This is a genomic window from Aeromonas sp. 3P, assembly GCF_051919745.1.
GTDB lineage: Bacteria > Pseudomonadota > Gammaproteobacteria > Enterobacterales > Aeromonadaceae > Aeromonas > Aeromonas veronii.
The window spans coordinates 812,286-837,900 of sequence record NZ_JBQBED010000001.1 but is presented as its reverse complement, the minus strand read 5'-3'; the positions used below and the strand labels follow the sequence as shown (position 1 = coordinate 837,900).

Below are 25,615 nucleotides of genomic sequence, written 5' to 3'. Positions count from 1 at the left end.
CTCCTCAACTAAGGAATGACTACATGAATGATTTCCAGCAACAGTACGCACGTTGGGATGAATTTTTGAAAGTTTGGCCTGCTTCGAGGCTGGCCACGATGACATTAGATGAATACAGCAAAGCAGGTTCCAAGCAGACCCTCACCTACTGGCTCGAATCAGGTCTAGATGAACTTGGTAGCATTTGGGGAGGGTCTGCCTTCAAGTTTGGCGTATTTTCGCGAAAAAGTACTGAGGATAAAGATTCGGATACAAAACTGAGCTACTCAGATACACATGGTTGGTATTCCTCGTTAGGTTCAACTGCCGGGGAAGCTTTCGAAAAAATCCGTCACTTCGTCGTGCAAGTTGCACATTTTGCTGCCAAAGGAGATCTAGAAGCCATAGATGCCTTTGACCAACTAGGAGAGGCCTTCAAGTGGAAGATCGCTTTTCACTACCAAAATCGACAAGACCCTGTAATTGTCCCAATTTTCAAGCCTGTGTGTCTTGCCTCTTACCTAGGCAGTTCTGCTAATCAAGGAATGGCCGCGTTACAGCGGGAGGTATCAGCCAAGCGACCGAATGACATTGGTATCTTAGAGTTTGGGCACCATGTATGGGATGCATGGAGCCAGAAAAATCTTGCGATCTGGAAGCTATCGCACGGTACAGAGGACTTTTCTACAGATGAATGGCAACAATACCTAGACGCTGAACTGGCAGTGATGCACGGTGCAACTGCAAAGGGCCAGGGAAAAGAGTTTTTGGAAGTTCCTCTCGGTACACTTTTTTATCTCTGCCATGGCAACGAAAGCCTGTCACTTGTTGGTCAGTTTATCTCTGCACCAGAACCATGTTCTGCGGGGGATGGTTGGATGCAACGTCGTTACCGAGTATTGAAGCAGGGAATAAAGCAGGGGGGGTATCAAGGTAGCAAGAAAGGCTGGACTCCGAACTACAATTCCACTTTCAAGCGTGTGCCAGCTGCTGACTTACCAGAGTTTGAAGCAACGTTGCTCAAGCCATTTTTTGGTACTGGCTTGGCCGAATTAGCTGCACTCGCAAACGAGTCAGTTGATGACGTCAATGCAACTAATGTCAAGATGCCCGAGTCAGTGGCCACTGAAATCCCTGTAACCAAACAGCCTGTAGCCAACTGTTTGAACCGTATTTATTACGGCCCGCCTGGAACTGGAAAAACCTACACTCTGATGCAACTGCTGAAACGTGATTACGAGACACAGGTTACATCAATGTCGCAGCAAGAATGGCGTCGCCAGTTTATCACCGACAAGATTGCAGGACTAACATGGTGGGAGGGGCTCGCAGCAGCCTTATATGAGCTGGGTGGCAAAGGCAGTCTACAGGCATTGTATGAACATCCTTTTATTGAGGCGATCCACACATTCAAGTCCGGGATACATAAAACCGCCAGAGTCAGATCCACCCTGCAAAGGCACACTGTCGAAGAATCAACAACTGTAAAGCAAAAGGCAATGCAAAGCCCATTCATCTTCGATAAAGACAAGAATTCTGCATGGGAATTGTCGGGAGAGTGGCAAGAGTCCTGCGAGGACTTGGTTGCTCTGGTCGAGCAATTCAAACGGGGACCAGAGAAAACCAGCACCATTCAACGTTACAGCTTTGTCACTTTCCATCAGTCCTACGGCTACGAAGAGTTTGTTGAGGGCCTGCGTCCCATACTGAATAGTGAGGATGGTGAAGTTAGCGAAGTCGGGTACAAGATCCACTCTGGTGCCTTCAAACAACTCTGCCGTAAAGCACGTCAGTTCCCCGACCAACGCTTTGCAATGGTGATCGACGAAATTAACCGGGGCAATATCAGTAAAATTTTCGGTGAGTTGATCACTCTGATCGAAGCAGACAAGCGCGATCCCCTTAATGGTAATCCCCCACCTTTAGAGCTGACGTTAGCCTATTCGGGTGAAGCGTTTTCGGTGCCCGTAAACGTGGACATTATTGGCACAATGAACACGGCAGACCGTTCGCTCGCGCTGCTCGATACCGCATTGCGTCGCCGTTTCGATTTCGTACCACTAATGCCCGACACCCGAGCAGCAAAATCTGTGGATGACCCACACAGCGCCCCACTGGCGGGCTTGCTAGTGACGACAGCGCGGGGGGAAATTGATGTTCGTCTAATGCTGGAACGCATCAACGAGCGCATTGAGGCACTGTACGACCGGGATCACTGCATTGGCCATGCTTATTTCACCTCAATTCGTGAAGTGGTAGATGGTCCCATGCGTTTTGATAAGTTGGTCGACGTTTTTCGCAAACGCCTCATCCCGTTGCTAGAGGAGTATTTTTTCGAGGACTGGCACAAAATCCGACTTGTGCTGGGTGACAACCAAAAACCGCTGAGGGCCCAATTTATCACCGAGAGTGACGCCCATGAGCAAGATTTGAATGACTTGTTCGGCAGCGATCACGGCCTTGACAGTTATTCAACCAAACGCCGCTACCAAGTGCAGCAACCAGTTCTCGTTGAACCTGATGCCTATATCGGCATTTATCAGGCCTTGGTTTGACGGGATCCAATATGACAGGAATCACAATCTTTGAGTTCGACACTCTGGCAGCTTTACCGGTTGATGGACATCGTTTACTCGATAAAGTGGGTTTACATGAGGTACCTACCCCTATTTTTTCTTGGCTGGAGAGCCGTGCTTTGCGTGCCGCTGATGCTGGTGAAGCGGCTTGGCTGCGGCTGACCCAGCGGTGTGGACGTAAAGTCGTGCAGGTGACGAGCTTTGTCGGAGTAATCCGCTGTCCAGATGGCTATCAGATCGAAGTGCTACCCAAACTCGGCAAAGCCAGCGGCAAGGCTGACGCTCGGCGGCTATTGATCGAAATGCTGTGCTGTTTGGGAGGATTTCGCCACATTCAGACCGATAGCGCCCAATTGCAGGCTAGGCGCATACCCCTGTTGGAGGTATTTATCGGTGAGTTCCTACGAGCGGTAGAGCACGTTGTCAAGCGAGGCCTTCGAAGTGACTATCATAGCCAGAAAGACAACCTCTTTGCCCTACGCGGTAAGCTGCAAATAGCTGGGCATTTGCGCCACAACTTGTGTCGGCGTGATCGCTTTTTTGCTGAGTTTGATGAGTATTCACCTAATCGGCCAGAGAACCGCCTTTTACATGCTGCGTTACGATGTGCTCTTGCGTGGACATCCTCACAGGTACACCAGCAATTGGCTCGAGAACTGTGTTTTGTATTCGGCGATATTCCTGCATCCGCCCAACATGACGCGGATTTTGCCCGGATTCGCCTGGATCGTGGGATGGCGCATTATGACGGGGCACTAGCTTGGGCCCGTTTGATTCTGCAAGGTGAATCGCCCCTCACCGGCAGTGGTGCTCATCATGCCCCATCCTTACTATTTCCAATGGAGGCGATTTTTGAGTCTTTCGTCGCCAAACATCTAGCTCGACAACTCAACAATGGCTACTCCTTACGAACACAAACCAGCAGTTTTTCGCTGGTCACACACAACAAACAGAGCTGGTTTCGCCTCAAACCCGACCTGCTGGTACAAGAAGCTAAAGTCAGACGACTAGTGCTGGACACAAAATGGAAGTTGCTTGATGGTAAAAAAGCCAACGGCAGCGAAAAGTACGGGCTGGATCAGCATGATTTCTATCAGTTACATGCTTACGGCCAGTCCTATCTCGATGGCAAAGGCGATGTGGTACTGATTTACCCGAAAACTGGAAGTTTCGAAAAACCCCTACCGGTTTTCACATTTCCTAATGGTTTGCGACTATGGGTATTACCATTTTGCCTGCAAGATCGTCGCCTGCTGCTACCACCATGTGGTGCTCTTCAAGCATTTTTTACCAACTCATGTTAATTGCTAAATGGGTTGGTAGCTACGACTGACCCTGTATAGGTCTATTGGTTCTAGTTCTCACTTGTCGACTAAGTCGCTGGGGATCAACTCAATCTTTTCTTTCAAAAGGGAAACACTTACCCGTTTTCCATAGCGGCCAAAAGTGATCCCTGTTTTACTATGTCCCGCCAACTCAGCCACAATATGCTCAGCAACGTCCGCCTGTTGCAGCTCATCGATAAACGTGTGTCTCATCCCGTAAATGGTGGGGCGGCCCTGACCTACGATGCCAGCATCATTGAGGTGGCGTTGGAAGCGACAGGTGATGTTATGCGCCCAGTCGTCGTCTTTGCCTGATGGTTGGTCATCGAACAAAAATACCTTCCCTTGACTGCGACGACTCTCCACATAGTCCAGGAATTGATGTCCGATCAACGCACTGTGCAGTGGCACGGTACGGTACGCATTGGCAGTTTTGAGCTGTTGATCCGCCTCTCCCGCATCGACCATCAAACACCAAATCCCCTCAACCTGTTTGATGTTCTGAGTTTTGAGCTGGCAGGCCTCGGAAGGCCGCAACCCTGCGTACAGGCACAGCAGGGGCACCCACCAGTCCTGAATTTTCAATTTTTTACCTTTCTGGGATTGTTTGCTGCGCAGGCTGGCAAACAGCTGAGCCAGTTGAGGGCGATACCAACGCACTCGCTCCTCATCCGCCCGTTTGTTCGGTTTTTTACCTGCCGTCAGCCCATCGAATGGGTTACGACTGCAATAGTCCAGTGCCACGCACCAACGAAAGAACTGTTTCAGAGCAGCCAGATAATCGGTCTTAGTTTTGAAACTGATGTCGCTCTTGCGCAGCAAGATGTTGCGATACTCCTGTGCCAGCGCGGGCGTCACCTCATCGACTTTAACCCCTTTGGCCCAGGTGACGAAGGCGTTGATCCGAAGTTGGAGCTGGCCCATCGTCTTGTGCTGGATCCCCTCACTGGCTTTAGTCTCGATGAATCTCGCCAGTGCATGGCTGAGCGTGATCCCACTGCTAGGGCAAGCTGAGGCATTAACAGAAGGTTCACGAGGTGTGGAAGGTGTTTGAGGAGGGATGAACCCCGCAGCTTTGAACGCGTCTAGATCGGCGCGGATCCAGCGATAGAAACTGCGAGGGGAAGTATCAGCAGGGGTAGCCGCGATAAGTGCGCGAGTACGAGCTGCCACAGCCAGGTTTCGGTCTACTGCGAGCTGACGATCTTTGGTACACAGGGAGGTGCGAATGGCAAATGGAAGGCCTCTGTCACGCAAAACCTTGGGGAGTGGGAGGCGGGTGTAGTAGGTGCCGGAGGCATTTTTACTCAGATACATGATTGTTCCACCTAGTTGATCCAGGAAAAAAATCACGTAAGTCTAGAAATGAAAAAACCCGTTGAAATTCAACGGGTTATATTTGGCGGTGAGGGAGGGATTCGAACCCTCGATACGTTGCCGTATACACACTTTCCAGGCGTGCTCCTTCAGCCACTCGGACACCTCACCAAATTTTCGTTCGCTGCGCTGTTGCGCTGGAACGGGGCGTAATTTAGGGGAAAGGGCTGTGTGGGTCAACCTCTTTTCCCCTTATTTTTCATAATCTTTTCCGAATGCTTAACCCTTGTGCAGAATGCCGGTTTTTTAAACCGGATCAGGGCTTGTCGAGGATGATCAGACTGTCCGGCAACTCGTTTTGATCCCGGGTGGCCGGGAAGGCGTCGGTCAGAATGGCGCTAACGCGCTCTACGCACTCCAGAAAACCCTGTTCGATCTCCTTGTTGCGCACTCGCGCCACGAAGTCGTCGATGATCTCCTGCCACTGGCCATTGTCGATATGCTGGGCGATGCCGTCATCCACCAGTATTTCTACATAGTGCTCGGCGGCCGAGACGAAGATCAGCACCCCGAGCCGGTCGCGGGTGCGGTGCAGCCCCTGCTCGACAAATTGCAGGCGAGCCATCAGCGCAGCCCGGTGCTGGCGAACCTTTTTCGGGATGAGCCGCATCTTGATGGGGGTCCAGTGGAACAGCAGGCTCAGAAGCAGCCAGACCGACCACTGCACCAGCAGGATTTCGTACCAGCCTAGCCAGAAGCCGAGCTGGAACACCAGCAGCGGGGTGAGCATCGCCAGCAGCGCCGCCCAGAGGGTGGGAATGTAGCGATAGCCATCGCTGGCCGGGGCCAGCACGGTGACCAGTTCAGCATCAGTCTCTAGCTCCGCTTCGCGCACCTTGGCCTGAAGCGTGTGGAAGAACTGTTTAGAAATCATGATTTGTCTCTTTACTCCTGTTACCAGCCACCGGAGGCTCCGCCGCCGCCAAAACTGCCGCCGCCACCGCTGAATCCGCCGCCGGAGCGACCACCAAAGGAGCCGGCACCCAATCCACCAGCCATGTAGGTCGACCGACGTCGTCCTCCCGGCCCACCGCCACCACCCCCGCGCAGGTTGTGGAGCACGATCATTGCAATCACCACCAGAATAAACAGCCAGGGGCCGCCACCGTTGTCACTCTTTGGCTGCTCGACCGGCTGATATTCCCCGGCGAGTGCCTTCATGATGCTCTGGCTGCCCGCCATGATCCCGGCCACCATATCGCCGCGCTTGAAGGCGGGCAGGATGCGGCCATGGATGATGTTGGCGGCGATGGCGTCGGGCAGGGCACCTTCCAGCCCATATCCCACCTCTATCCGCACCTTGCGCTCATCCTGGGCGATCAGCAACAACACGCCATTGTTTTTGCCTTTCTGGCCGATCCCCCAGTGGCGACCGAGCTGGTAGCCGTACTCCTCGATAGTCTCCCCATCGAGGCTATCGACAGAGACCACCACCAGCTGGATACCACTGCGCTTTTCAAAAGCGGCCAGCTGTTGGGTCAGTTGATGGGCCTGTTTGCGGGACATCAGACTGGCTTCATCCACTACCCGTCCGCTCAGCGTCGGGAAGTCCGGTGCCGCTTGCAGGGCAGTGGCCCAGAGCAGCAGACAGGGAAGAAACCAGCGCAGCATCATCTTCATTGGAAGCTGACCTTGGGCGCCTCATCGGCACCGGGTTTGGCACTAAAACTGGGTTTGGCCTCCAGATCCGAGTAGAGCAGCTTGGCCCAGATGATGCCGGGGAAAGTGCGGATCTCGGTATTGAACTGGCGTACCGCCTCGATATAGTCGCGACGAGCCACCGAGATGCGGTTCTCGGTTCCTTCCAGCTGTGCCTGCAGGGCAAGGAACTGCTGATCCGCTTTCAGCTCGGGGTAGCGTTCTACCACCACCATCAGGCGGGAGAGGGCGCTTGAGAGCTGGTTCTGCGCCGCTTCAAACTCCTTGAGCTGGGCAGGATCGCTCACCTGTACGCTGCCGACCCGGGCACGGGCATCGGTGACCGCCTTTAGGGTCTCCTGCTCATGGCTGGCGTAGCCCTTGACGGTTGCCACCAGATTGGGAATGAGATCGGCACGGCGCTGATACTGGTTCTCCACCTGCCCCCAGCTCGCCTTGACCTGCTCATCCAGGGTCGGAATGTTGTTCATGCCGCAGCCGGTCAGGCCGAGCAGCAGTGTCAGGGTCAACAGGCTCTGCGTGGTTCTGCGCCAGAGTGATGTGGCCATCTTGTTGTTCTCCTTTGGTATTTCGAGTCGATAGTGCGCCATGGATGGTGTACGACCAAGAGTGCATCACCATACCAGCTTGGGGTCAGTTGCCACAACGCGCAGGTAGCTCAGGTCGCTTGTTGATGCCGGATACCTTGGGCAGCTGGGGCTTGTCTTTGAGCCAGGAGGCCAGCTCTTCCCCGCAGCCATTGCCGGGCGGAATGGGAGCCTGTGGTTCGCAATCGGGGCTGCCCACCGGGCAGCGCAGCCGCACGTGGAAGTGACTGAAGTGGCCCACCCAGGGGCGCAGCTTGGCGACCCAGGGTTCGTTGCCTGCCTGTTGGCAGACCGCGGATTTGATCACCGGATTGACGAAGATGCGGGCCACCTCGGGTTTGCTGGCCGCCAGCCGCAGCAGGGTTAGCTGCTGGGGGCCAAAGCGACCCGGTAACATCTTGTAGCTGGGTTCGTCGATCAGTGCCCACTCCTTGGGGGCATCCTGCTCCCATTTGCTGATGGGGCGGTTGGCCATGCGAAACCAGATATCGGCATCAAGGCCAGTCTGGTGGCTGCGATGGCCGGAGGTAAAGGGGCCGCCACGGGCCATCGCCAGATCGGCGATATAGAGATCCGGCAGCCCGGCCATGCGGGTCTGGTTGGCCAGCGCTTGCAGGTAGTGGATAAGGTCGGGGTGGCCGTAGTAGCGCAGCCGTTTGGTGCGGATCACCTGATAACCCGGCCCTTCGAGGGGCAGGGATACGCCGTTTTTCAGGCAACCGGCGGCATAACCACCGATGGCTTCCGCTTGCAATACAGTCGCCAGCAACAGGGACGTCAGCATGTGCGTGCTCCTTGTCTTGCTTCGAGTCGGCTCAGCAATACGAACAGACTCAAACATATAAATAAATAGGCCGCGGCTACCAGCAGCCAGATCTCGTAGACCAGTCCGCTGGAGTTGGCCATCTCGGTACCGACGAAGGTGAGCTCCTGCACCGAGATAAGGGAAACAATGGCGGTATCCTTCACCAGCGCGATGAGCTGACCGGTGAGGGGGGGCAACATCAGCAGCATGGCCTGCGGCAGGATCACATGGCGCAGCCGCACCCTGGGGGAGAGTCCGAGGCTCTGCGCCGCCTCCCACTGGCCACGGGGGATGGCGGCAAGCCCGGCACGGACGATCTCGGCGACGAAGGCTGCGCTGATCATGCCAACGCAGAGGGTGCCTGAGATGAGGTTTTCCCAGCGGGCAGGTGGGCCAAACAGCGCCTCTTGCCACGGGGAGAGTGATACGGTGCCGAGCCAGCGGGAGAGGCCGCTCGCAGGCAGCAGCTGGTTGGCGATAAAGAAGTAGAAGATGAAGATAAAGACCAGCGGCGGCAGATTGCGGATCAGCTGGATAAACAGGGTCGCGGGCATCACCAGCCAGGGGCGGCGGCTGAAGGCGGCTACCCCCAGCGCAGTGCCGAGCAGCAGCGCCAGCACCATGCCGAGCAGGGCGATGCGCAAGGTGGTGAGCAGACCGCTGAAAAAGTAGGGCAACTCGCCGTGAGGGCCAGGGGTGAACAGCAGATCGAAGGCCTCATGCCAGCGCCACTGATAGGCCACCCCGATGTGCAAGCGGCTGGCCAGCCAGAGGCCAGCCAGCAGCAGGATCAGGGCGATCGCCCCATCCAGCCAGTTGATGTTCCGACATGCCCCACGGACGATGCGCCGGATGGTCTCTTTTAGAGCAATCAGCATCAGGGGTTGGCGACCTGCGCTTCCCAGGCCAGCGACTTGAACCAGTAGTCATGGCGCGCCTTGAGCCAGCCATCGGCCTGACGGGCGGCGATCCACTCGTTGAACTGTTCAGCCAGGGCATCATCCCCCTTGCGCAGGGCAAAGCCTTCATCGCCTTGTGCCAACGGCTCGGCAAACGGCATAAAGAGGGCATCCGGGTGGCGCAGCGCCTCTTGCTCGGGTTTCGGGGAAGAGGAGAGGGCGCCGTGGGCGCGGCCGTTCAGCACCTCCTGAAATACCTGTGACTCGTCATCAAACTGGCGCAGGGTGGCCTTGGGGAAGTGTTCTTTTGCCACCTGTACCGGTGAGGCGCCACGACGTACCGCCAGGATCACCCCGCGCTGGTTGAAGTCCGCCACGGTTTTCTTCTCTTTGGCCATGGTGCTGGAGGCGGCCAGCTGCACCCCCGAATGGGAGTAGGCCTGGGTGAAGCGCACGCTCTTCCCCCGCTCGGGGGTGATGGTGAGGCCGCCGATGATGACGTCATATTTTTTCGCCAACAGGGAGGGGATGATGCCATCCCAGGCGGTAGGCACGAACTCTACCTGCCAGCCGTTATCTGTGGCGAGGCGACGGGCCACGTCAATCTCGAAACCGATCAGGGCCCCCTGCTTGTCGCGCATCGCCCAGGGGGCGAAGGTGGACATGCCGACCCGCAGGGTACCGCTCTGCTCGATCTGTGCCTGGGTGTCGGAGGGGGCAGTTTGTGCCAGTGCCGGAGTGAGCAGGCTTGTCAGTAGCAGGGCAGCGCCCGACAGGGTGGTCTTGAATGACAGATTCATGGTTAGCGTCCTTGTTGATCCGGATTCAGGTGACGGGCCAGCGCCCGCGAACAGGCTGACAGCGTCAGGGTTAACAGCAAATAGAGGGCAGCTACGGTAAACCACACCTCAAAGGTCAGAAACGTATCGGCAACCAGAGTACGCCCTTCGTTGGTCAGATCGAAGATGGCGATCACACTCACCAGCGCCGAATGTTTGATAAGGGAGACCAGCTCGTTGGTGAGCGGCGGCAAGGTGATGCGCACCAGCTGGGGCAGGATCACGGTGCGCAGGGTGATGGTTCGCGACAAGCCAAGGGAGTGGGCTGCTTCCCACTGTCCTTTGGGAATGGCCTGTACGCCTGCACGCAACACCTCGGCGGTGAAGGCCCCCTGATAGAGGGAGAGGCTCAACACGGCGCAGGCAAGGGGGGCCAATCCCAGCATGGGGCCCAGCAAGAAATAGAGAATATAGAGCTGCACCAACTGGGGCGTGGTGCGCACCAGCGCCAGATAGGCGATGGCGAGCCAGGGGCCGAGCCGGGAGGGGAGCAGCCGCAGGCTGACCACGCACACCCCGACCGCCAGAGTGCCCAACAGGCTGAGCAGCGCCACCTGCAAAGTGACCAGCAGGCCGTTTAGCAAGGGGCCGGCATAAAAGGTTCCCTCATCCCATTCGCCGAGAAAGGGCAACACCCGCGGCCACTGCCACTCATAGCCCATCTGGCGAGCGCCGCTATAGAGCGCCCAGCCCAGTAGCGCAGAGAGCATCACAATGCCTGACAGCCAGCCAAGCAGACGGGAACGATTGAGCCTAGCCATGATAGCTGAGCACCTGTTCGAGAAAGGCCCGGGTGCGCGGGTGACGAGGGGCGTTGAACAGCTGGGCGGGCGGGGCCGACTCGATGATCTTCCCCTCGTCCATAAAGATCACCCGATCCGCCACTTGACGGGCAAAGCCCATCTCGTGGGTAACGCAGATCAGGGTCATCCCCTCGTCAGCCAGCTCGCGGATCACATCGAGCACTTCGCGGATCATCTCGGGGTCGAGGGCGGAGGTGGGCTCGTCAAACAGCATCAGCTCGGGTTGCATGCAGAGGGAGCGGGCGATGGCGACCCGCTGCTGCTGGCCGCCGGAGAGCTGGTGGGGGTACTTGTCGGCCTGTGCCTGAATGCGCACCCGCTCGAGCAGCCCGAGCGCCCGGGCTTTGGCCTCCTCAGGGCGCAACCCCAGGGTATGCACCGGCGCCACCATCAGGTTTTCCAGCACCGTCATATGGGGGAAGAGGTTGAACTGCTGAAACACCATGCCAACCCGACCTTGCAGGCGGCGCAGGTAGGAAGGGGTCACCGGCTCGCCAAACAGGAACAGCTGGCCGCCGTCGATCCCCTCCAGCCCGTTGATGGTGCGGATCAGGGTCGATTTTCCCGAGCCTGACGGGCCACAGATAACCCACTTCTCTCCCCGTTCAATGGTGAGATCGATGTGATGAAGAGCCTGAAAATCGCCATAGAATTTGTCGACGCCACAAAAGCGCACACAGGGTTGCGAGCTGGTCAAGAAGCGGGTTCCACTGAGAATCATTTACGCCATGGTATTGATTTTATAGGGGGATGACAAAGAAAACCCCCTTGTCAGCATCCTGATGGCTATTCACAATGGCGCCATTTCGTGATGACAGGAGCTTTTCATGCGTATTACATCCTTGCTTGCCGGTTCGCAGGTGCAGCTGTTGATGCCGCCAGCGGTTCGCTATCGCTGCGTCATTTTTCTGCTGTTGCTGGTGAGTTGGGGCGTGGTGGCGGCCTCCTTGTGGGATGGCTGGGGCGCCATGGCGCTGCTCAACTGGGTGGGCGTGGTCTTTGGTGGCATCACCGGGATCATGGTGTCGCTGCCCCGCAGCTGGCAGCCTTGGCGCCTGGCGGAGCTGGGGTGGGACGAACAGCATATCTATCTGCTCAATGGCAACAAGGATGAGGCGCTGGCGCTGCCCCGCAACCAGCTGGTGGCGCTTGAACGGGAGCGGCGAGTGGGCCACGACGGCCAGTGGCTCGACTTCAGCCTCGATCTGCAACTGAGTGAAGAGGAGCTGGCGGCGGCCATGGCCTTGCTGGATCTCAAGGCGGGGGAGCTGCATCTGGTGAGCCCGTCTGTCTATCGCTTCGGCTTTAAACGGGCCTGGCACGGTCGCCGGATGCTGGCGCAACGGTTGTCAGATCTGCAATCGGCCTGAGTCGACTATTTTCTCGACAATTCCCGGCAAAGCTCAGATACTGCCAGTGACTCGAATTGATCTTGTCTGCACTGTTAACCCAAGAGATCAATCACTTGACGACAGTGTGGAGAAGGCCACGGCATGAAGCCATGGCAGGTCCGGCATAGGGGTTGTGCCCTTACCGTTATGCTGGGAATTGCATAGAGAAGGCACCTTGAATCGAGAGTGGATGGCATGAAGATTTACGTAGGAAATCTGTCGTACCGGATGACGGCCGACGAACTGAAAACCCTGTTCAGCCAGTTTGGACAGGTCGACAAGGTTGATATCATCATCGACCGCGATACCGGCCAGTCAAAGGGGTTTGGTTTTATTGAAATGCCGGTCAATGGTGATGCCGAAAAGGCCATCGCTGGTCTGCATGGCACTGAAGTCGGTGGCCGTACCATCACCGTCAACCAGGCCAAACCGAAGACAGATGCTCCCCGTGGTCGCCCGCAACAGCGCCACCGCTAAGGTGCCTCGGCAATAAAAAAACGGCATGGGTTTCCCCCATGCCGTTTTTGTTTCTGGACGTTTTGCTGTTATCAGGGGACGTCGTAACCGAGCGCCGCCTTGCGGATGCGGAACCACTGCTGGCGGTTCAGCTCGACAGATTCGGCGGCTACGGCGGCAGCAATCCGCTCCCGTTTGCCGGAGCCAATCAATGGCAGCGGCTGGCTTGGCAGCATCATTACCCAGGCGTAGACCACCTGCTCGATAGTCTGGGCGCCCACTTCCTGACGGATCTGCTCCAGTTCGGCACGCAGCGGGGCATAGGCGTCATCGCTGAACAGTCGGCCGCCGCCGAGACATGACCAGGCCATCGGCTTGATGCCAAGCTGCTGGCACTGATCCAGGGTACCATCGAGGGTCCCTTCCTGATGAAGCGGCGAGATCTCCAGCTGGTTGGTGACCAGCGGGAAGGGGAGGCGTGATTGCAGCAGCTCGAACTGACGGGCGGTGAAGTTGGATACCCCGGCGTGCTTGATCTTGCCCGCCTGTTTCAGGGTGATAAAGGCGTCGGCCACTTCATCTGCGTTCATCAGGGGATCCGGGCGGTGGATCAGCAGCAGGTCCAGATGGTCGGTGCCGAGCTTGCGCAGCGAGGCCTCGGTGCTGGCGATGATATGGTCCTTGCCGGTGTTGTAGTGGTTGAGAGCATGCTCCGGCTTGGCGGTGAGGGCGATACCGCACTTGGTGACGATCTCCATCCGGCTGCGCAGGGAAGGCTCGAGGCGCAGGGCGTGACCAAAGGCCTCTTCGCACTGGTAACCACCATAGATATCGGCGTGATCTATGGTGGTGACCCCCAGATCCAGATGATATTTCATCAGATCTAGCAGAGCGGCCGGAGAGAGCTGCCACTCCATCAGGCGCCAGTAACCCATGATGAGGCGAGAGAAGGTGGGGCCTTGCGGATGCAGGGCGACACGGGATACAGACATGGTTGACTCCTTGAAAAACACGATGCGAAAACGATGTGCAACATAGATGACTGCGGGCATCTTGGCCTCATGTGGCTGGCAAAGCAATAATGGGCAGTGGCATGATTCGAACTTTGGTTCTGATCGCAGAGTAGGAGAGAGAGTTGGATGGAAGGATTTGCCGAGCGCTTGCAGAGCCTGATCGGGGAGATGAGCGTGAGCGCGTTTGCCCGCAAGGTGGGGCTCAGTGAAGCGCTGATCCGCAAATATTTAAAGGGAGCCGAGCCTGGCCTGGCGCGGGCCAACCAGATCGCCATGGGGGCCAACTGCTCGCTGGAGTGGCTGGCAACCGGCTGCGGTTATCTCTACCGTCAGGCGGAAGTGGTAGACAGGGAGGCGCTGGCAGCGGCGCAGCTACTGCTGGGCGAGCAGCAACCCGGGGTGGGGCTGCCCGATGAGGAGGCACTGGTCACCCTGCTCGCCTATTACCAGTTTTTGCGCACCCACAAGAAAGCGGACGCTTTTCTCGACTTGGCGCTGGCACGGGAGTTTGGTCGCCATCTGGGGGAAGCGTGATGAGGGGCATATTACCCTTTGGTCGTGTCACGGCCGGTTGATTATTCTGATACGCTCTAAGCAAGATAACTCTCCATGGAATGGGCGATGAGCTACTTGATCCTCGGAAGCGGTGCGCTGGGCTCGGCGCTGGCAAGAGAGCTGATGGCAAGGGGGGAGTCCTTCCTTCTGGCCGGGCGCACCTATCCAAAAGGGATCGAGATGGGGGCCTTCTTCCCGCTGCAAGAGGTGGACGCCATCTCGTTCGACGCCCTGTTTACCCTCTACGACACCGATCCGCTCCCCACTGTGGTGATCAACACAATCGGCCTGTTGCACGATGTCAGCTTTATGCCAGAGCGGTGGGTCGAAGAGGTGCATCCCAAGTGGCTGTGCGACAGCCTGCTGTCCAATGCCTGGCCAACACTGGCGCTGGCTGCCCGTTTCAGTCGGTTGATGGGCAATGACCATCCGCTGTGGCTCTGTGCCATCTCTGATCTGGCGGGCTCCATCACCTCCAATCTGGAGGGGGGGCGTTACAGCTACCGGATGAGCAAGGCGGCCCTCGACATGGGGGTGAAAACTCTGGCCCTCGAGTGGGCGCAGCGTTTCCCGCAAGCGGGGGTGGTGGCGGTGGCGCCCGGCTTGATGGACTCCCCGATGAATGCTCCCTTTCTGAGCGAGTTGCCTGCGGAGCAATTGCAGGAGCCTGGCGAGGTGGCGGTGAAACTGCTCAATCTCATCAAGGGGTTATCGTTGACCCAATCGGGTCAGCTACTGGATCTCAACGGTCAGCCGCTGCCCTGGTAAATCCCGCCTGCGGGTTCTGCGGACGTCTATTAGCTTCACATTCTGCTCATGCGCCCCTTGCCAAGCGAGGGGCGCATGGCTAACGTCACTCTCCTGTTTCAGGAGGGATCTCATGCGCTATATCGATTTACGAAGTGACACCGTCACCCAGCCTACTGGCGCCATGCGTCAAGCCATGCTCCACGCCGAAGTCGGTGACGATGTCTATGGTGAAGATCCGGGCGTCAACGCGCTGGAGGCCTTTGGGGCCAGATTGCTGGGCAAACAGGCGGCGCTGTTTGTGCCGTCCGGCACCATGTCCAATCTGTTGGCGGTGATGAGCCACTGTCAGCGCGGTGAGGGGGCCATCCTCGGCAACGCCGCTCACATCTATCGCTATGAAGCGCAGGGGAGTGCCGTGCTGGGCTCCGTAGCCCTGCAACCCTTGCCGATGCAGCGCGATGGCACGCTGGCATTCGATGATATCAAGGCTGCGCTGGCCCCTGATGATGCCCACTTCGTCCAGACTCGCCTGATCTGCCTTGAGAACACCCACAACGGCAAGGTGCTGCCGCTCTCCTATCTGCAGGAGATGGGGGCATTTGTTGCTGAACGTGGCTTGAAGCTCCATCTCGATGGCGCACGGCTTTTTAACGCCGCCGTGGCCAGCGAGACCCCGGTCGAGGTGATCGCAGCTCCATTTGATAGCATCTCGATTTGTCTCTCCAAGGGGTTGGGCGCACCGGTGGGCTCGCTGCTGGTGGGCAGCCACGATTTCATCGCCCGTGCGCGCCGCCTACGCAAGATGCTGGGAGGTGGCATGCGTCAGGCGGGGATTCTGGCGCAAGCCGGTCTGTTTGCCCTCGAGCAGCATGTGACCCGCCTGGCCGATGATCACCGCCGTGCCAAACGGCTGGCCGAAGGGTTGGCTGCACTGCCTGGCATCGAGCTCGACCTCTCGCTGGTGCAGAGCAATATGGTGTTCCTGCGGCTGCGTGAGGGGGAATCGGCCCCTCTGCTCGCTTTTATGAAGGAGCGGGGGATCCTCTTCTCCGGTTACGGCGAGCTGCGGCTGGTGACTCATCTGCAGATCAACGATGACGATATTGAAGAGGTGATCGACGCCTTCACCGAGTATCTCGGAGTGCGTTGAGACGGCTGGTCAGGTAGAGGTTATACCAAGACCTGTTCATACCGAAATAACAGAGGGCGCCGCGGCGCCCTCTGTTATTTGCTGAAAGCTCAAGCCTGCCGCTGGCCGCTCATCAGCATGGCCTCATCGGTAGCGTCGTAGATCATCACCGCGATGTGGGTCACCTGACCGCCGAAATCGGCCAGTGGCACCAGCGTCAGGTTCTGGAACATATGGGGGGCCGAGCCGGTAATGGGACGATAGTTGGAGAAACGCAGCAGATAGGGCTTCTGCTCCCAGGTGCTGAAGGCGCGGTTGTTGAGCTTGAAGACCATGTTGGCCTTGCGTTCGAACCAGGCTCTGTCCACATCGGGGAAGAGCTCGAACAGTACGCCATCGCGCACGTCACTGGCCAGTCGGCCGCTGTGGCTCTCCATAAAGCCGTTCCACACCTGTACCTTGTACTCCTTGTCGAGCACTACCAGGCCTACGTCCAGGTTCTGGACTATGTTCATCAGCCAATGAAATTCACGGATTTCCATAGTCACTCCTAGAGCATGTGCATGATTTTGTTGTTCATGGTGGCGATGGAATCTTCGGTAAACAGCAGCAGCAGATCACACTGCACCGCGTAATCCTGGATCCGGTAGTTGATCTCGATGGCGAGCGTGCGGCGCCAGCGACTCTTGTTGGTGTTGATCAGCTCGTTGATGGGTCTGTGCTGGCCGAGCACCACCGGGTGCCCCTGACTAAAGGGGGTGTCGAGCTGGTTGGCGTAGCCGCGCAGGAAGGCGCCGATCAGCACGTTGGCGGTATCCATCAGCAGCTCCAGTTCGGCGGTGCGATCCAGCGTCCCCTGATGGTTCATCAGCTTGGCCAAATCTTTGAAGCTGGAGTCATGAAACAGGATCAGCGCTTCACCGGCGATCCCCGCTCCGATAAACCCCTGACAGACGGCGGAGAGGGTATCTGAATCCGCAGCGGCCGAGAGGGCCATATGCAACTCTGATACTTCCAGCACGTTGACGTTGGGGATAGGCAGTACCACGAAGGCGTTGAGCAGACGAGCCAGCAAGTCGGCGGCCTGACCCATGGAGACGTTGGCCAGCTCCTGATAGACATCGCGGATTTCGGGGGTGATCTTGACGCCTGCATCGGCTACAACGCCGTTTGGCTGCAGTTCGGGGACGCTTGCTTGACTGCTCGGGGCGGCACTCCAGAAATCATGCTTTTTGAGCAGGGCGAGCAGGGTTTCTGGGGCGGCGGGTTTCTTGATGAAATCGAGCGCTCCCAGCCCCATGACCCGTTGATAGGCCTCTGGTTGGATATCCCCGGAGACCACGATCACCTTACTGCGTAGACCCTCCCGTTGGAGGGTCTCCAGCACGCCGTAACCGTCCATTTCCGGCATGGTCAGATCGAGGAAGATGAGATCGCCATGACCCATCAGCACCTGTTCGATCCCTTCGAGACCATTGGCTGCGTAGTGCAAATCAACTTTCCAGTCGGCCGGGAGCGCCCGCGCCAGCTGTTTGCGGGCGAACCCGGAGTCATCACATATCAATACATTCATGGCGTTAGGCAGGCTCTGTTGGCAAGGGATGCTATAAGTGTGGCCCGCTAACGGTCAGATGCAATGGGTGAGGCTATCACCTTGTGAAAATTGGTTGTCCCACTGCCGATTGCGATAGCGTGCTGAGTATTTTTCAACAAATTCAACGAACATCTTAACACGCAACGGAGCGAACTGGTGCTGGCAACACAACATGTAGAAGGGGCGATTGCCGGTTTGCCAGTCGGTCAGTACCGGCACCAGCTGCTCGTCATGGAGGAAGCTGCTCAGATAGTGCAGCGGGGCGTTGACGATCCCCAGATGACGCCGGGCTGCGCGTACCGCGGCCTGGGTCTGGTTGACGGTCAGTTTGGCGCTGCGTTTGATGCAGACGCTCTGGCCATCCTTGTCGGTCAGCTGCCAGTGCTGGTGAGGCCAGCAGTAGATGAGATCGTGCTCTTCCAGCTGGTTGGGGTGGGAGGGGGTGCCCTTCTTGGTCAAATAGAGTGGTGAGGCAAACAGGCCGTACTCGATATGACCGAGACAGATCGCATTGGGCAGCGACTGGGGCAGCTCACCGTTAAAGAACACCAGATCCCGATCATTGTCGAACAGGTGCTGGTGATCATTAGTCTGGGTGATATCGAACTGTACCTCGGGATAGTGCAGCCCGAATTCGGCCAGCATATCGATGAGGATGGTGTTGGAGAGTGCGATGGGCGCAGCTATCCGGATAAGCCCGGTGATATCGGCCTCTTGACCCTGGATCTCGCTGGTGGCCTGCTCGATTTGCGCGAGTGGCGTGCAGAGACGTTCGTAGTATCTGAGGCCATCATCGGTAAGGCGGAGCTTGCGGGTAGAGCGATGTAGCAGGGAGCAACCCAGTTGCTCTTCCAGCTGGGAAATGCGTCGACTGATGGTGCCTGTTGGCATGCCCAGTGCGGCTGCAGCGTGGGAGAATCCTCCCTCTTGCACCACCTTGACGAACAGGTAGAACTCTTCGATGTGCTTCATAAACGCTGTTCTGGGTGTAACAAGGGGGCAACCATAAAAAGAGCGTTCCGCGTTGGCAAGGGTAATTCAGCGTTTAATTGATCTGGATTCGATTTCTGTTGATACCAGTTATCCACCCGCCCGTCATCTCAGTTTCCCCGAGCTGGTGATTATTTCGGCACGATGCCAAATGGTACTGCGACAGTGATGTTTGCCATATACCCTGATTTGTTCCGCTATAACCGCAGGCGAAGGCCGATATTGCAACCTGATGGAAGGGCGCCGGGTTGCTCTGCGTACTCAGCCGAGGTGGTTTGCCATCCACTGCCAATGTGATGCAGATCATATATTCGGGTTTTGCTCATTGCCTGTTGAAAAATGAATTTGGGGTATATCAATTCCGCCTTAGTGAACTATTTTTGTCCGTTTTGGCGTTTTTTTGGCTGTTTATCCATCCGCTTGGTTAATTAATGGAAGCTTTGTGACAGAGAGTGATGACTATTTCCACCATTGATTTAAATGTTAATAACAAATTTATCGCAGCAAATATGCAATTGCTCTTTCAAGGTCTCGAGTGGATAGCTCTTAGTGCTTGTTTTTACTGGGGAAAAAAGTTAAAAATCGACTATCTGATTTGCTTGGGTTAACAGGGTCCTTGGCTGAGTCCTTTGTAGTATTGCCGTACAGGCTGCCCTGTTGTTGATATCTGAAATAGTTTTGTCCGCTCTTGGCTATGTGAAAAGGGATAATGGCCGAGAGGTATTTGCACCTTGCATTCTGCAGCTAGCGGTTTGCCAGATCTGTTTTCCGGTTAACCAGTGACCATCCAGCATGAATGACCTTGACCAGATGAATACGCTTGACGAACGGTTACTGAAGACGATGGATGTTCTGCATACCCCGATCTGGGTTTATGACATCGAGCATCACCATATTTTCTGGGCAAACAGCGCCGCGCTCTCCGTGTGGGAGGCGACGTCTCTCGACGAACTCTGCTCCCGCGACTTCTCTGCCGATATGGCAACCGCCATTGATCTGCTGCTGCAGCGCTATCTGGGTGATTTTCAGCAGGGGCGCAGTTACAACGAGTGGTGGACCCTCTCCCCAAAGGGGGTCAAGAAGCAGATCTATCTACGCCTCTCTGGCATTCAGCTGGCTGGCCGGCTGATGATGATGACCGAAGCGGTGCTCGACTCCGATACCCTCTATCAGGAGTCCTCACTGGCAACCGGCGATACCCTTGCCTGCCTGTTCGATAGCCGGGGCGTTTTCGAGAGTGGCAACTATCACTTCGAAATGTGTTTCGGCCACCAGATCGCCAAGCTCTCCCAGGTTTTCTCCGGCAATGATGACAGCTTCTACCAGAAGCTCTCCCGTCTCGATGAAGTGGTGACCGAGGGGGAGTGCCGTACCCTCAAGGGGATGCGCTGGTTCCAGTATCAGTTCCGCTATATCCAGCAGGGGGCCCGCATTCTGCTCACCATGCGCGATATTACCGATCGCAAACTCGAAGAGCTGGAGCATCGCCACCTCGCCTGGCACGACTCCCTGACCGGCCTGCTCAATCGGTATGGCTTGATGAAATCTCTCGAGGCCTATTGCGGGCTGGGGGAGCGTTTCGCGCTGGTGTTCATGGATCTGGACAACTTCAAGCTGGTCAACGACAACTACGGCCACAAGGCGGGAGATCGCCTGCTGGAGCGGGTCGCCGGTCGCCTCAAACAGATTTGCCCGCGGGATGTGGAGCTGGCTCGCCTCGGTGGCGATGAATTCACAGCACTGGTGCCGCTGGGCAATCAGGGGGATCGGGCGCAAGAGGTGGCCGATCAGATGCTCTCCCAGATGACCAAGCCGCTGCAACTGAGCGGGCTGCCGGAGGTGACCATCGGCGGCAGTATCGGTATCGCCATCTATCCCGATGATGCGGATGACGGGGACAACCTCATCACCCGTGCCGACATGGCCATGTATCAGGCCAAGCAGATGGGGCGGCTGCGCTGGCAGCGTTTCACCCCCAGCATGCAGCAGACCCTGCAGCGCAAGCTCAATCTCAAACAGTTTCTGGCCAAGGCCATCGGCCGCCAGGAGCTGAGCCTCTGTTACCAGCCGCAGGTCGATGCCGCCAAACGGCGTCTGATCGGTTACGAGGCGCTGCTGCGCTGGTACAACCCGGTGCTCGGCCATGTGTCGCCGGTGGAATTTATCCCGCTGGCCGAAGAGATGGGGCTGATCCGCGAGATCGGCAGCTGGGTGCTCTCCACCGCGCTGGCACAGGTCGCCAGCTGGCAGAAGCGCTTCCATCAGCGGGTGCCGGTCTCCGTCAACCTCTCCGGTTTCCAGCTCTCGTCGGCGTTGCCCGGGCAAGTTCGCCAGCAGCTGGAGCTGCACGGGGTGGATGCCTCCCTGTTGACGCTGGAGCTGACCGAAACCGTGCTGATGCTCGATATGAAGGGGTGTCTCGGCATTCTCGATGATTTGAGCGAGCAGGGGATCAAGATTGCCATCGACGATTTCGGTACCGGCTACTCCTCGCTGGCCTATCTCAACCGGTTGCCGATCAACAACATCAAGCTGGATCGCTCCTTCGTGGTCGGCCTCAACTTGCCGGTGATCCGGGCGACTGCGGCCATGGCCACCAATCTGGGGTTGGGGATCATGGCGGAAGGGGTGGAGGAGCCTCACGAGCTGGCCGCCCTGCAGACCCAGGGATGCCATGTGTTCCAGGGATATCTGTTCAGCAAGCCGCTGACGGTGGCGCAAGTCGAGGCGAGCGGTTTTGTGGTGGAGTGCCAGGTCGGGCGTTATCCACTGCTAGATGCTGTGATGGCAGAGTAACAAGTGTGCGTTAGGCCACAACTTGGGGTTTTATTCCGCAATATTTAATCAAAATTAATCATTCTTTTGCGATCGGTCATGAGACAGATTGGCTGGAATTGCTAGCATGCGCCCTCGTTTCTAGGGAAAGGAGTATCGCAATAATGAGTCATGCTGCTGTCAATGACCGTCCGGCCAGCCCTCCCAAAGGTTGGTTGAACCGTTTCCTCAATGGCGTCGAGAAAGCCGGGAACAAATTACCCGACCCCGCCATGCTGTTCCTCTACGCCTTGCTGATCGTCTGGGTCGGCTCCTGGGTGTTGTCACAATTCCAGTTTGATCTGGTCAACCCCCGTACCGGGGAGGCGGTAGTGGTCAACAACCTGCTGACCGGTGCCGGTCTGGCCGAGTTCCTCTCTACCATGGTCACGACCTTTACCGGCTTTGCCCCGCTGGGGATCGTGCTGGTGGCCATGCTCGGGGTCGGGGTGGCCGAGCAGTCCGGTTTTATCAATACCGGTCTGAAAAAGTTGCTGAAAGTGACGCCTGCCCGTTTTCTCACTCCCATGCTGATCCTGGTAGCGATCGTCAGCCACACCGCCGCAGATGCGGGTTATGTGCTGGTGATCCCCATCGGTGGCATCATCTTCCACGCTGCCGGACGCCATCCGCTGGCGGGGATCGCCGCTGCCTTTGCCGGCGTTTCCGGCGGTTTTGCCGCCAACTTCCTGCCCTCCGGCGGGGATGCGCTGCTGCAGGGTTTTACCCAGTCCGCCGCTCAGTTGCTCGATCCTGACTACATGGTCAACACCCTGTGCAACATCATCTTTACCGGTGCCTCTTCGTTGCTGATCATCTGCGTCGGCTGGTTCATCACCGAAAAGGTGGTGGAGCCGCGCCTCAAGCACGTGGCGCTCAACGAGGATCTGGAGAGTGCCGACGAGATGGGGCGCTACAGCGCGCAAGAGAGCCGGGCCTTCAACTGGGCCGGGTTTGCCATGCTGGCGGCTATCGTGCTGCTGGCGCTGGCGCTCTCCCCGAGCGACTCACCGCTGCGTGCTGCCGATGGCTCCCTGACTACCTTCGCCGCGCCGGTGATGAAGTCCATTGTGCCGCTCATCTTCCTGCTCTTTATCCTGCCCGGGATTGTCTACGGCTTTGTCGCAGGCAGCTTCAAGAGTGGCAAGGATGTGATCGATGCCATGTCGGCCACCATGAACAAGATGGGCTCCTACATGGTGATGGCCTTCTTCTGCGCGCTCTTTATCAAGGCGTTTGGTGACTCCAATCTGGGCACCCTGCTGGCCCTCTCCGGTGCCGAAGTGCTCCATGCGCTGGCGCTGCCAGGTGAGGTGACTATCGTCGGGATGATCCTGCTCACCGCCAGCGTCAATCTGGTAGTCGGCTCGGCCTCCGCCAAGTGGGCGCTGATCAGCCCGATCCTGGTACCCATGTTGATGGCGGTGGGGATCTCCCCCGAGCTGACCCAGGCGGCCTATCGGGTCGGGGATTCCGCTTCCAACATCATTACCCCGCTGATGGTCTTCTTCCCGCTGGTGGTGGTCTATTGCCAGCAGTATGTGAAGAGCACCGGGATCGGTACTCTGGTCTCCATGATGTTGCCCTACTCGCTTGCCTTCCTGGTGAGCTGGACGATTTTCCTGCTGCTCTACTGGGCGCTCGGCTTCCCGCTCGGGTTGCAAGCCCCTTACGTCTATCCGGCCCCTTAAGCTGGGTGTGCGAGGGAGCCTGGGCTCCCTCGTTTTTTTCGCTATGGTGTTACCTCATTTTGGAGGTGCCATGAATCAGACCATCGATCTTATCCTTTCCCATCGCTCCATTCGTCAGTTTACTGCCGAGCCGATCGCCCCGCAGCAGCTGGATGCCATACTCGCCGCCGCCCAGTCCGCCTCAACCTCGAGCTTTTTGCAGGTGACCAGTATTGTGCGAGTCTGCGAGCCCGAGGCGCGTCAGCAGTTGGCCATGCTGGCGGGCAATCAACCCTATGTGGTGCAGGCGGCCGAGTTTCTGGTGTTCTGCGCCGATTACCACCGCCACATCCAGATCGTGCCCGAGGCCCAGACCGGCTATGCGGAGCAGTTGCTGATCGGAGCCATCGACGGTGCCCTGATGGCGCAAAACGCCTTGCTGGCGGCGCAGTCGCTGGGGCTGGGCGGGGTCTATATCGGCGGCATTCGCAACCATCCGGCCGAGGTGAGCGAACTGCTCGGCTTACCCCATCAGGTGATCCCGCTGTTTGGCCTCTGCCTTGGTCATCCTGCCCAGCAGCCGGAGCAGAAACCCCGTCTGCCCAGGGGATTGGTGGTGCATCAGGAGCGCTACCAGCACGAGCTGGATCGCGACCTGCTGGCCCGGTACGATCAGCAAATCGCGGACTACTATCAGGCCCGCAGCAGCAACAACAAACAGCAGACCTGGAGCGGTCAGATCCGCGCCATTCTGGGCAAGGAGTCCCGCCCTTTCATGCTGGGATTCCTGCAATCGCGGGGCTTTAACCTCAAGTAATAGCGCTGATGGGCGATACTATGGGGAGGTGACCGTCATGGTCATCATCCCCTGATCCTGCAATCTCTCCCTGAGACCGGGGGCACAGCTTGGTGACAAATCGTGGGCAAGGGGGGATCTGCAGGCTACCTTAAGTGGGTAAGCTGTTGTAGGATCACGCAATTGGATAGGAACAGGGGTTTGGACATCCTATGATTTTAACTTTGGTATTGCTGTCTATTGGCGCACTCCTGTTTTTGGTTATCGCCTATAACGTGGTGCAGCAATATAAGCAGAAGGCAGAAGCGGACAAGCGTCACGCCGTTGCCAGACACAAGACGGTGGCCGACGAGACCGAAGAGGTGTTGCTGAACGTCAATCTGGTGCCTTTCTCCAAGAACATGGTGTTGCTGTTGCAGCACCGGATCCTCGATGCCTATCGCGCTATCGCCCAGGTGATGCCGAACAATCAAATCAAGCAGCGCATCGTTGATGTGCAGACCCAGATCAAGAATGTGCAGGAGAACTACAGCGTGCAGGATGAGGGGCAGTTCAAGACCCCGGAGTCCGATCGTCAGGCGATCCAGATGCTGCAGCTGGTCAAGAAGATGCGGGCCGTGCTGCGGGTAGAGCACAACAAGGGCAAGATTGACCCTCAGGGGTTTGCCCAGGAAGAGCGCCGCCTTGAGCTGATGCAGCTCAAGATCAACATCTCCAATCTGGTCAAGCGGGCGATGGATGCCCGCATTCAGGGCCAATATGGTACTTGCCGCCAGCTCTATACCAAGGGTCTGTCGGCCATGGCGAGCGTGGGCGACAAGGATCCCTATCTGCTGGCCCGTGAAGAGGATATGCGTCAGGGGCTCAAGGAGCTTGAAGAGCTGCAGCAGCAAAACAGCGCGCAGGATCTGCAAAACATCAAGGACAAGGAAGCCGACGAGCTCGATGTCCTGTTTCAACCCAAGAAGAAATGGTAAGCATGTCCCACCCTCTCGATTCCACACTGGGGCCAATGGCCCCATTTGTTTCTCAGCTGTTGGCCGAACTGGCCGCCACTGGCGTCACAATTTCCCGGCCAACGGTCGATCACCTCTGTTATCGGGCGGCTACCCTGCAGGAGTACCGCGTGCTATGTGCTGTGCTGGCTGAGGCGGGCACCTTGCTGGTGGAGGGTATGATTGGCGGGCGCCCGATTGCGACTTATCAGTTGCATCAGCCGCTGTTGGCTGGTGAGGTACAGGTACCCTGTATCGAGCTGGCTGCACCGAAACCGGGTCGCGTCCATCAGGCTGGGCTGGAACATATCGAGCTGGTGGTCGCTTCACTGCAAGATCTGGTAGTGCGCTATCCCGAGCAGCCATTCAAAACCGGCAACATGCAGGATACCCGCAACCCCGATATTGGCCTGATGTTGCCCTCCGGCCAGATCAAGTTTCATCTGCGCTCGCTGGCTGAGGTGATCGCCGAAGAGGTGGCGACCGGTGCAGTGGTCGCGGTGCCTGCGGATTATTTCGATCAGGAGTGATCCTGCTCTAAATGCGGTGCGAGCCTGACAGGCTCTTGAATAACACAGCAAAAGGGGTCACCGGTGTGACCCCTTTTGTTATC

General features: G+C 57.4%; 25 protein-coding genes and 1 tRNA gene. 12 read left to right on the top strand and 14 right to left on the bottom strand.

Annotation, left to right across the window (positions count from 1 at the left end):
• The first annotated feature begins 23 nt into the window (after window positions 1-23).
• Together ACTG19_RS03770 and ACTG19_RS03765 are read left to right on the top strand one after the other, a co-directional pair.
• Window positions 24-2,534 carry an McrB family protein gene (locus ACTG19_RS03770; RefSeq protein ID WP_042877945.1) on the top strand — a complete coding sequence of 837 codons (2,511 nt, stop codon included), beginning with the start codon at window positions 24-26 and terminating at the stop codon, window positions 2,532-2,534.
• Between the two features lie 11 nt (window positions 2,535-2,545).
• A complete protein-coding gene (locus ACTG19_RS03765) occupies window positions 2,546-3,859 on the top strand; it encodes an McrC family protein (RefSeq protein ID WP_081999275.1) in 1,314 nt (437 codons plus the stop codon).
• 57 nt (window positions 3,860-3,916) lie between these two features.
• Here ACTG19_RS03765 and ACTG19_RS03760 read toward each other — a convergent pair whose 3' ends face one another.
• The 10 genes from ACTG19_RS03760 to ACTG19_RS03715 form a co-directional block, all read right to left on the bottom strand.
• Window positions 3,917-5,197: a tyrosine-type recombinase/integrase gene (locus tag ACTG19_RS03760; RefSeq protein WP_231563062.1), complete on the bottom strand. Its 1,281-nt coding sequence runs from the start codon at window positions 5,195-5,197 to the stop codon at window positions 3,917-3,919.
• Between the two features lie 83 nt (window positions 5,198-5,280).
• Window positions 5,281-5,368 (bottom strand) — tRNA-Ser (locus tag ACTG19_RS03755).
• Window positions 5,369-5,513: 145 nt separating this feature from the next.
• A complete protein-coding gene (locus tag ACTG19_RS03750; RefSeq protein ID WP_005337196.1) occupies window positions 5,514-6,131 on the bottom strand; it encodes a TPM domain-containing protein in 618 nt (205 codons plus the stop codon).
• A 20-nt stretch (window positions 6,132-6,151) separates the two neighbouring features.
• Entirely contained in the window at window positions 6,152-6,877 is a 726-nt protein-coding gene (locus ACTG19_RS03745) for a TPM domain-containing protein (protein ID WP_058058421.1), read from the bottom strand.
• Window positions 6,874-7,464 carry a LemA family protein gene (locus ACTG19_RS03740; protein WP_113740678.1) on the bottom strand — a complete coding sequence of 197 codons (591 nt, stop codon included), beginning with the start codon at window positions 7,462-7,464 and terminating at the stop codon, window positions 6,874-6,876. The genes ACTG19_RS03745 and ACTG19_RS03740 overlap by 4 nt, the downstream gene beginning before the upstream one ends.
• An 85-nt stretch (window positions 7,465-7,549) precedes the next feature.
• Window positions 7,550-8,287 (bottom strand): penicillin-insensitive murein endopeptidase, encoded by a 738-nt coding sequence (gene mepA / locus ACTG19_RS03735; RefSeq protein ID WP_005359850.1) that lies wholly within the window; start codon window positions 8,285-8,287, stop codon window positions 7,550-7,552.
• Window positions 8,281-9,186 carry an amino acid ABC transporter permease gene (locus ACTG19_RS03730; protein WP_107685015.1) on the bottom strand — a complete coding sequence of 302 codons (906 nt, stop codon included), beginning with the start codon at window positions 9,184-9,186 and terminating at the stop codon, window positions 8,281-8,283. Before ACTG19_RS03730 ends, mepA begins: the two co-directional genes overlap by 7 nt.
• Window positions 9,186-10,007 (bottom strand): transporter substrate-binding domain-containing protein, encoded by an 822-nt coding sequence (locus ACTG19_RS03725; protein ID WP_439988749.1) that lies wholly within the window; start codon window positions 10,005-10,007, stop codon window positions 9,186-9,188. The genes ACTG19_RS03730 and ACTG19_RS03725 overlap by 1 nt, the downstream gene beginning before the upstream one ends.
• 2 nt (window positions 10,008-10,009) lie before the next feature.
• Complete coding sequence (locus tag ACTG19_RS03720; RefSeq protein ID WP_323929972.1) at window positions 10,010-10,807, bottom strand: amino acid ABC transporter permease; 798 nt, start codon at window positions 10,805-10,807, stop codon at window positions 10,010-10,012.
• Window positions 10,800-11,570, bottom strand: coding sequence for an amino acid ABC transporter ATP-binding protein (locus ACTG19_RS03715; protein WP_421322759.1), 771 nt, complete (start codon window positions 11,568-11,570; stop codon window positions 10,800-10,802). Before ACTG19_RS03715 ends, ACTG19_RS03720 begins: the two co-directional genes overlap by 8 nt.
• Window positions 11,571-11,676: 106 nt before the next feature.
• Between ACTG19_RS03715 and ACTG19_RS03710 the strand changes: the two genes are divergently transcribed.
• Both ACTG19_RS03710 and ACTG19_RS03705 read left to right on the top strand, forming a co-directional pair.
• Window positions 11,677-12,219, top strand: a complete 543-nt coding sequence (locus tag ACTG19_RS03710; protein ID WP_058057416.1) for a hypothetical protein — start codon at window positions 11,677-11,679, stop codon at window positions 12,217-12,219.
• 216 nt (window positions 12,220-12,435) lie between these two features.
• Window positions 12,436-12,717, top strand: coding sequence for an RNA recognition motif domain-containing protein (locus ACTG19_RS03705; protein ID WP_005337180.1), 282 nt, complete (start codon window positions 12,436-12,438; stop codon window positions 12,715-12,717).
• 71 nt (window positions 12,718-12,788) lie between these two features.
• On the opposite strand, the gene ACTG19_RS03700 is transcribed toward ACTG19_RS03705, so the two are convergent.
• Window positions 12,789-13,688, bottom strand: coding sequence for an aldo/keto reductase (locus ACTG19_RS03700; protein ID WP_421341531.1), 900 nt, complete (start codon window positions 13,686-13,688; stop codon window positions 12,789-12,791).
• Between the two features lie 147 nt (window positions 13,689-13,835).
• On the opposite strand from ACTG19_RS03700, the gene ACTG19_RS03695 reads away from it, so the two are divergent.
• From ACTG19_RS03695 to ltaE, 3 genes are all read left to right on the top strand, one after another.
• Window positions 13,836-14,243 (top strand): helix-turn-helix domain-containing protein, encoded by a 408-nt coding sequence (locus ACTG19_RS03695; RefSeq protein ID WP_439988748.1) that lies wholly within the window; start codon window positions 13,836-13,838, stop codon window positions 14,241-14,243.
• A gap of 87 nt (window positions 14,244-14,330) precedes the next feature.
• A complete protein-coding gene (locus ACTG19_RS03690) occupies window positions 14,331-15,032 on the top strand; it encodes a short-chain dehydrogenase (protein ID WP_439988747.1) in 702 nt (233 codons plus the stop codon).
• A gap of 112 nt (window positions 15,033-15,144) precedes the next feature.
• Window positions 15,145-16,164, top strand: a complete 1,020-nt coding sequence (gene ltaE / locus ACTG19_RS03685; RefSeq protein ID WP_439988746.1) for a low-specificity L-threonine aldolase — start codon at window positions 15,145-15,147, stop codon at window positions 16,162-16,164.
• Window positions 16,165-16,253: 89 nt separating this feature from the next.
• Here the strand turns inward: ltaE and ACTG19_RS03680 are convergent, their stop codons facing one another.
• Genes ACTG19_RS03680 through ACTG19_RS03670 form a run of 3 tightly spaced genes read right to left on the bottom strand, consistent with a single transcriptional unit; the run spans window position 16,254 to window position 18,709 of the window.
• Entirely contained in the window at window positions 16,254-16,685 is a 432-nt protein-coding gene (locus ACTG19_RS03680; RefSeq protein ID WP_005337175.1) for a PAS domain-containing protein, read from the bottom strand.
• 8 nt (window positions 16,686-16,693) lie between these two features.
• A complete protein-coding gene (locus tag ACTG19_RS03675) occupies window positions 16,694-17,716 on the bottom strand; it encodes a response regulator (protein WP_439988745.1) in 1,023 nt (340 codons plus the stop codon).
• A 54-nt stretch (window positions 17,717-17,770) separates the two neighbouring features.
• The gene (locus ACTG19_RS03670) at window positions 17,771-18,709 is read right to left on the bottom strand and encodes a LysR family transcriptional regulator (RefSeq protein WP_005337171.1); all 939 of its coding nucleotides are present in this window, start codon (window positions 18,707-18,709) and stop codon (window positions 17,771-17,773) included.
• Between the two features lie 861 nt (window positions 18,710-19,570).
• On the opposite strand from ACTG19_RS03670, the gene ACTG19_RS03665 reads away from it, so the two are divergent.
• The 5 genes from ACTG19_RS03665 to ACTG19_RS03645 all read left to right on the top strand — a co-directional run bounded on the left by ACTG19_RS03665 (window position 19,571) and on the right by ACTG19_RS03645 (window position 25,532).
• The gene (locus ACTG19_RS03665) at window positions 19,571-21,523 is read left to right on the top strand and encodes a putative bifunctional diguanylate cyclase/phosphodiesterase (protein ID WP_439989589.1); all 1,953 of its coding nucleotides are present in this window, start codon (window positions 19,571-19,573) and stop codon (window positions 21,521-21,523) included.
• A 143-nt stretch (window positions 21,524-21,666) separates the two neighbouring features.
• Entirely contained in the window at window positions 21,667-23,232 is a 1,566-nt protein-coding gene (locus tag ACTG19_RS03660; protein ID WP_005351146.1) for an AbgT family transporter, read from the top strand.
• A 70-nt stretch (window positions 23,233-23,302) separates the two neighbouring features.
• On the top strand, window positions 23,303-24,028 hold the full coding sequence (gene nfsA, locus ACTG19_RS03655) for an oxygen-insensitive NADPH nitroreductase (protein WP_043823586.1): 726 nt from the start codon (window positions 23,303-23,305) through the stop codon (window positions 24,026-24,028).
• A gap of 191 nt (window positions 24,029-24,219) precedes the next feature.
• Window positions 24,220-24,984 carry a hypothetical protein gene (locus tag ACTG19_RS03650; protein WP_005337161.1) on the top strand — a complete coding sequence of 255 codons (765 nt, stop codon included), beginning with the start codon at window positions 24,220-24,222 and terminating at the stop codon, window positions 24,982-24,984.
• Complete coding sequence (locus ACTG19_RS03645; protein ID WP_162628474.1) at window positions 24,978-25,532, top strand: VOC family protein; 555 nt, start codon at window positions 24,978-24,980, stop codon at window positions 25,530-25,532. The genes ACTG19_RS03650 and ACTG19_RS03645 overlap by 7 nt, the downstream gene beginning before the upstream one ends.
• The last annotated feature ends 83 nt before the right edge of the window (window positions 25,533-25,615 follow it).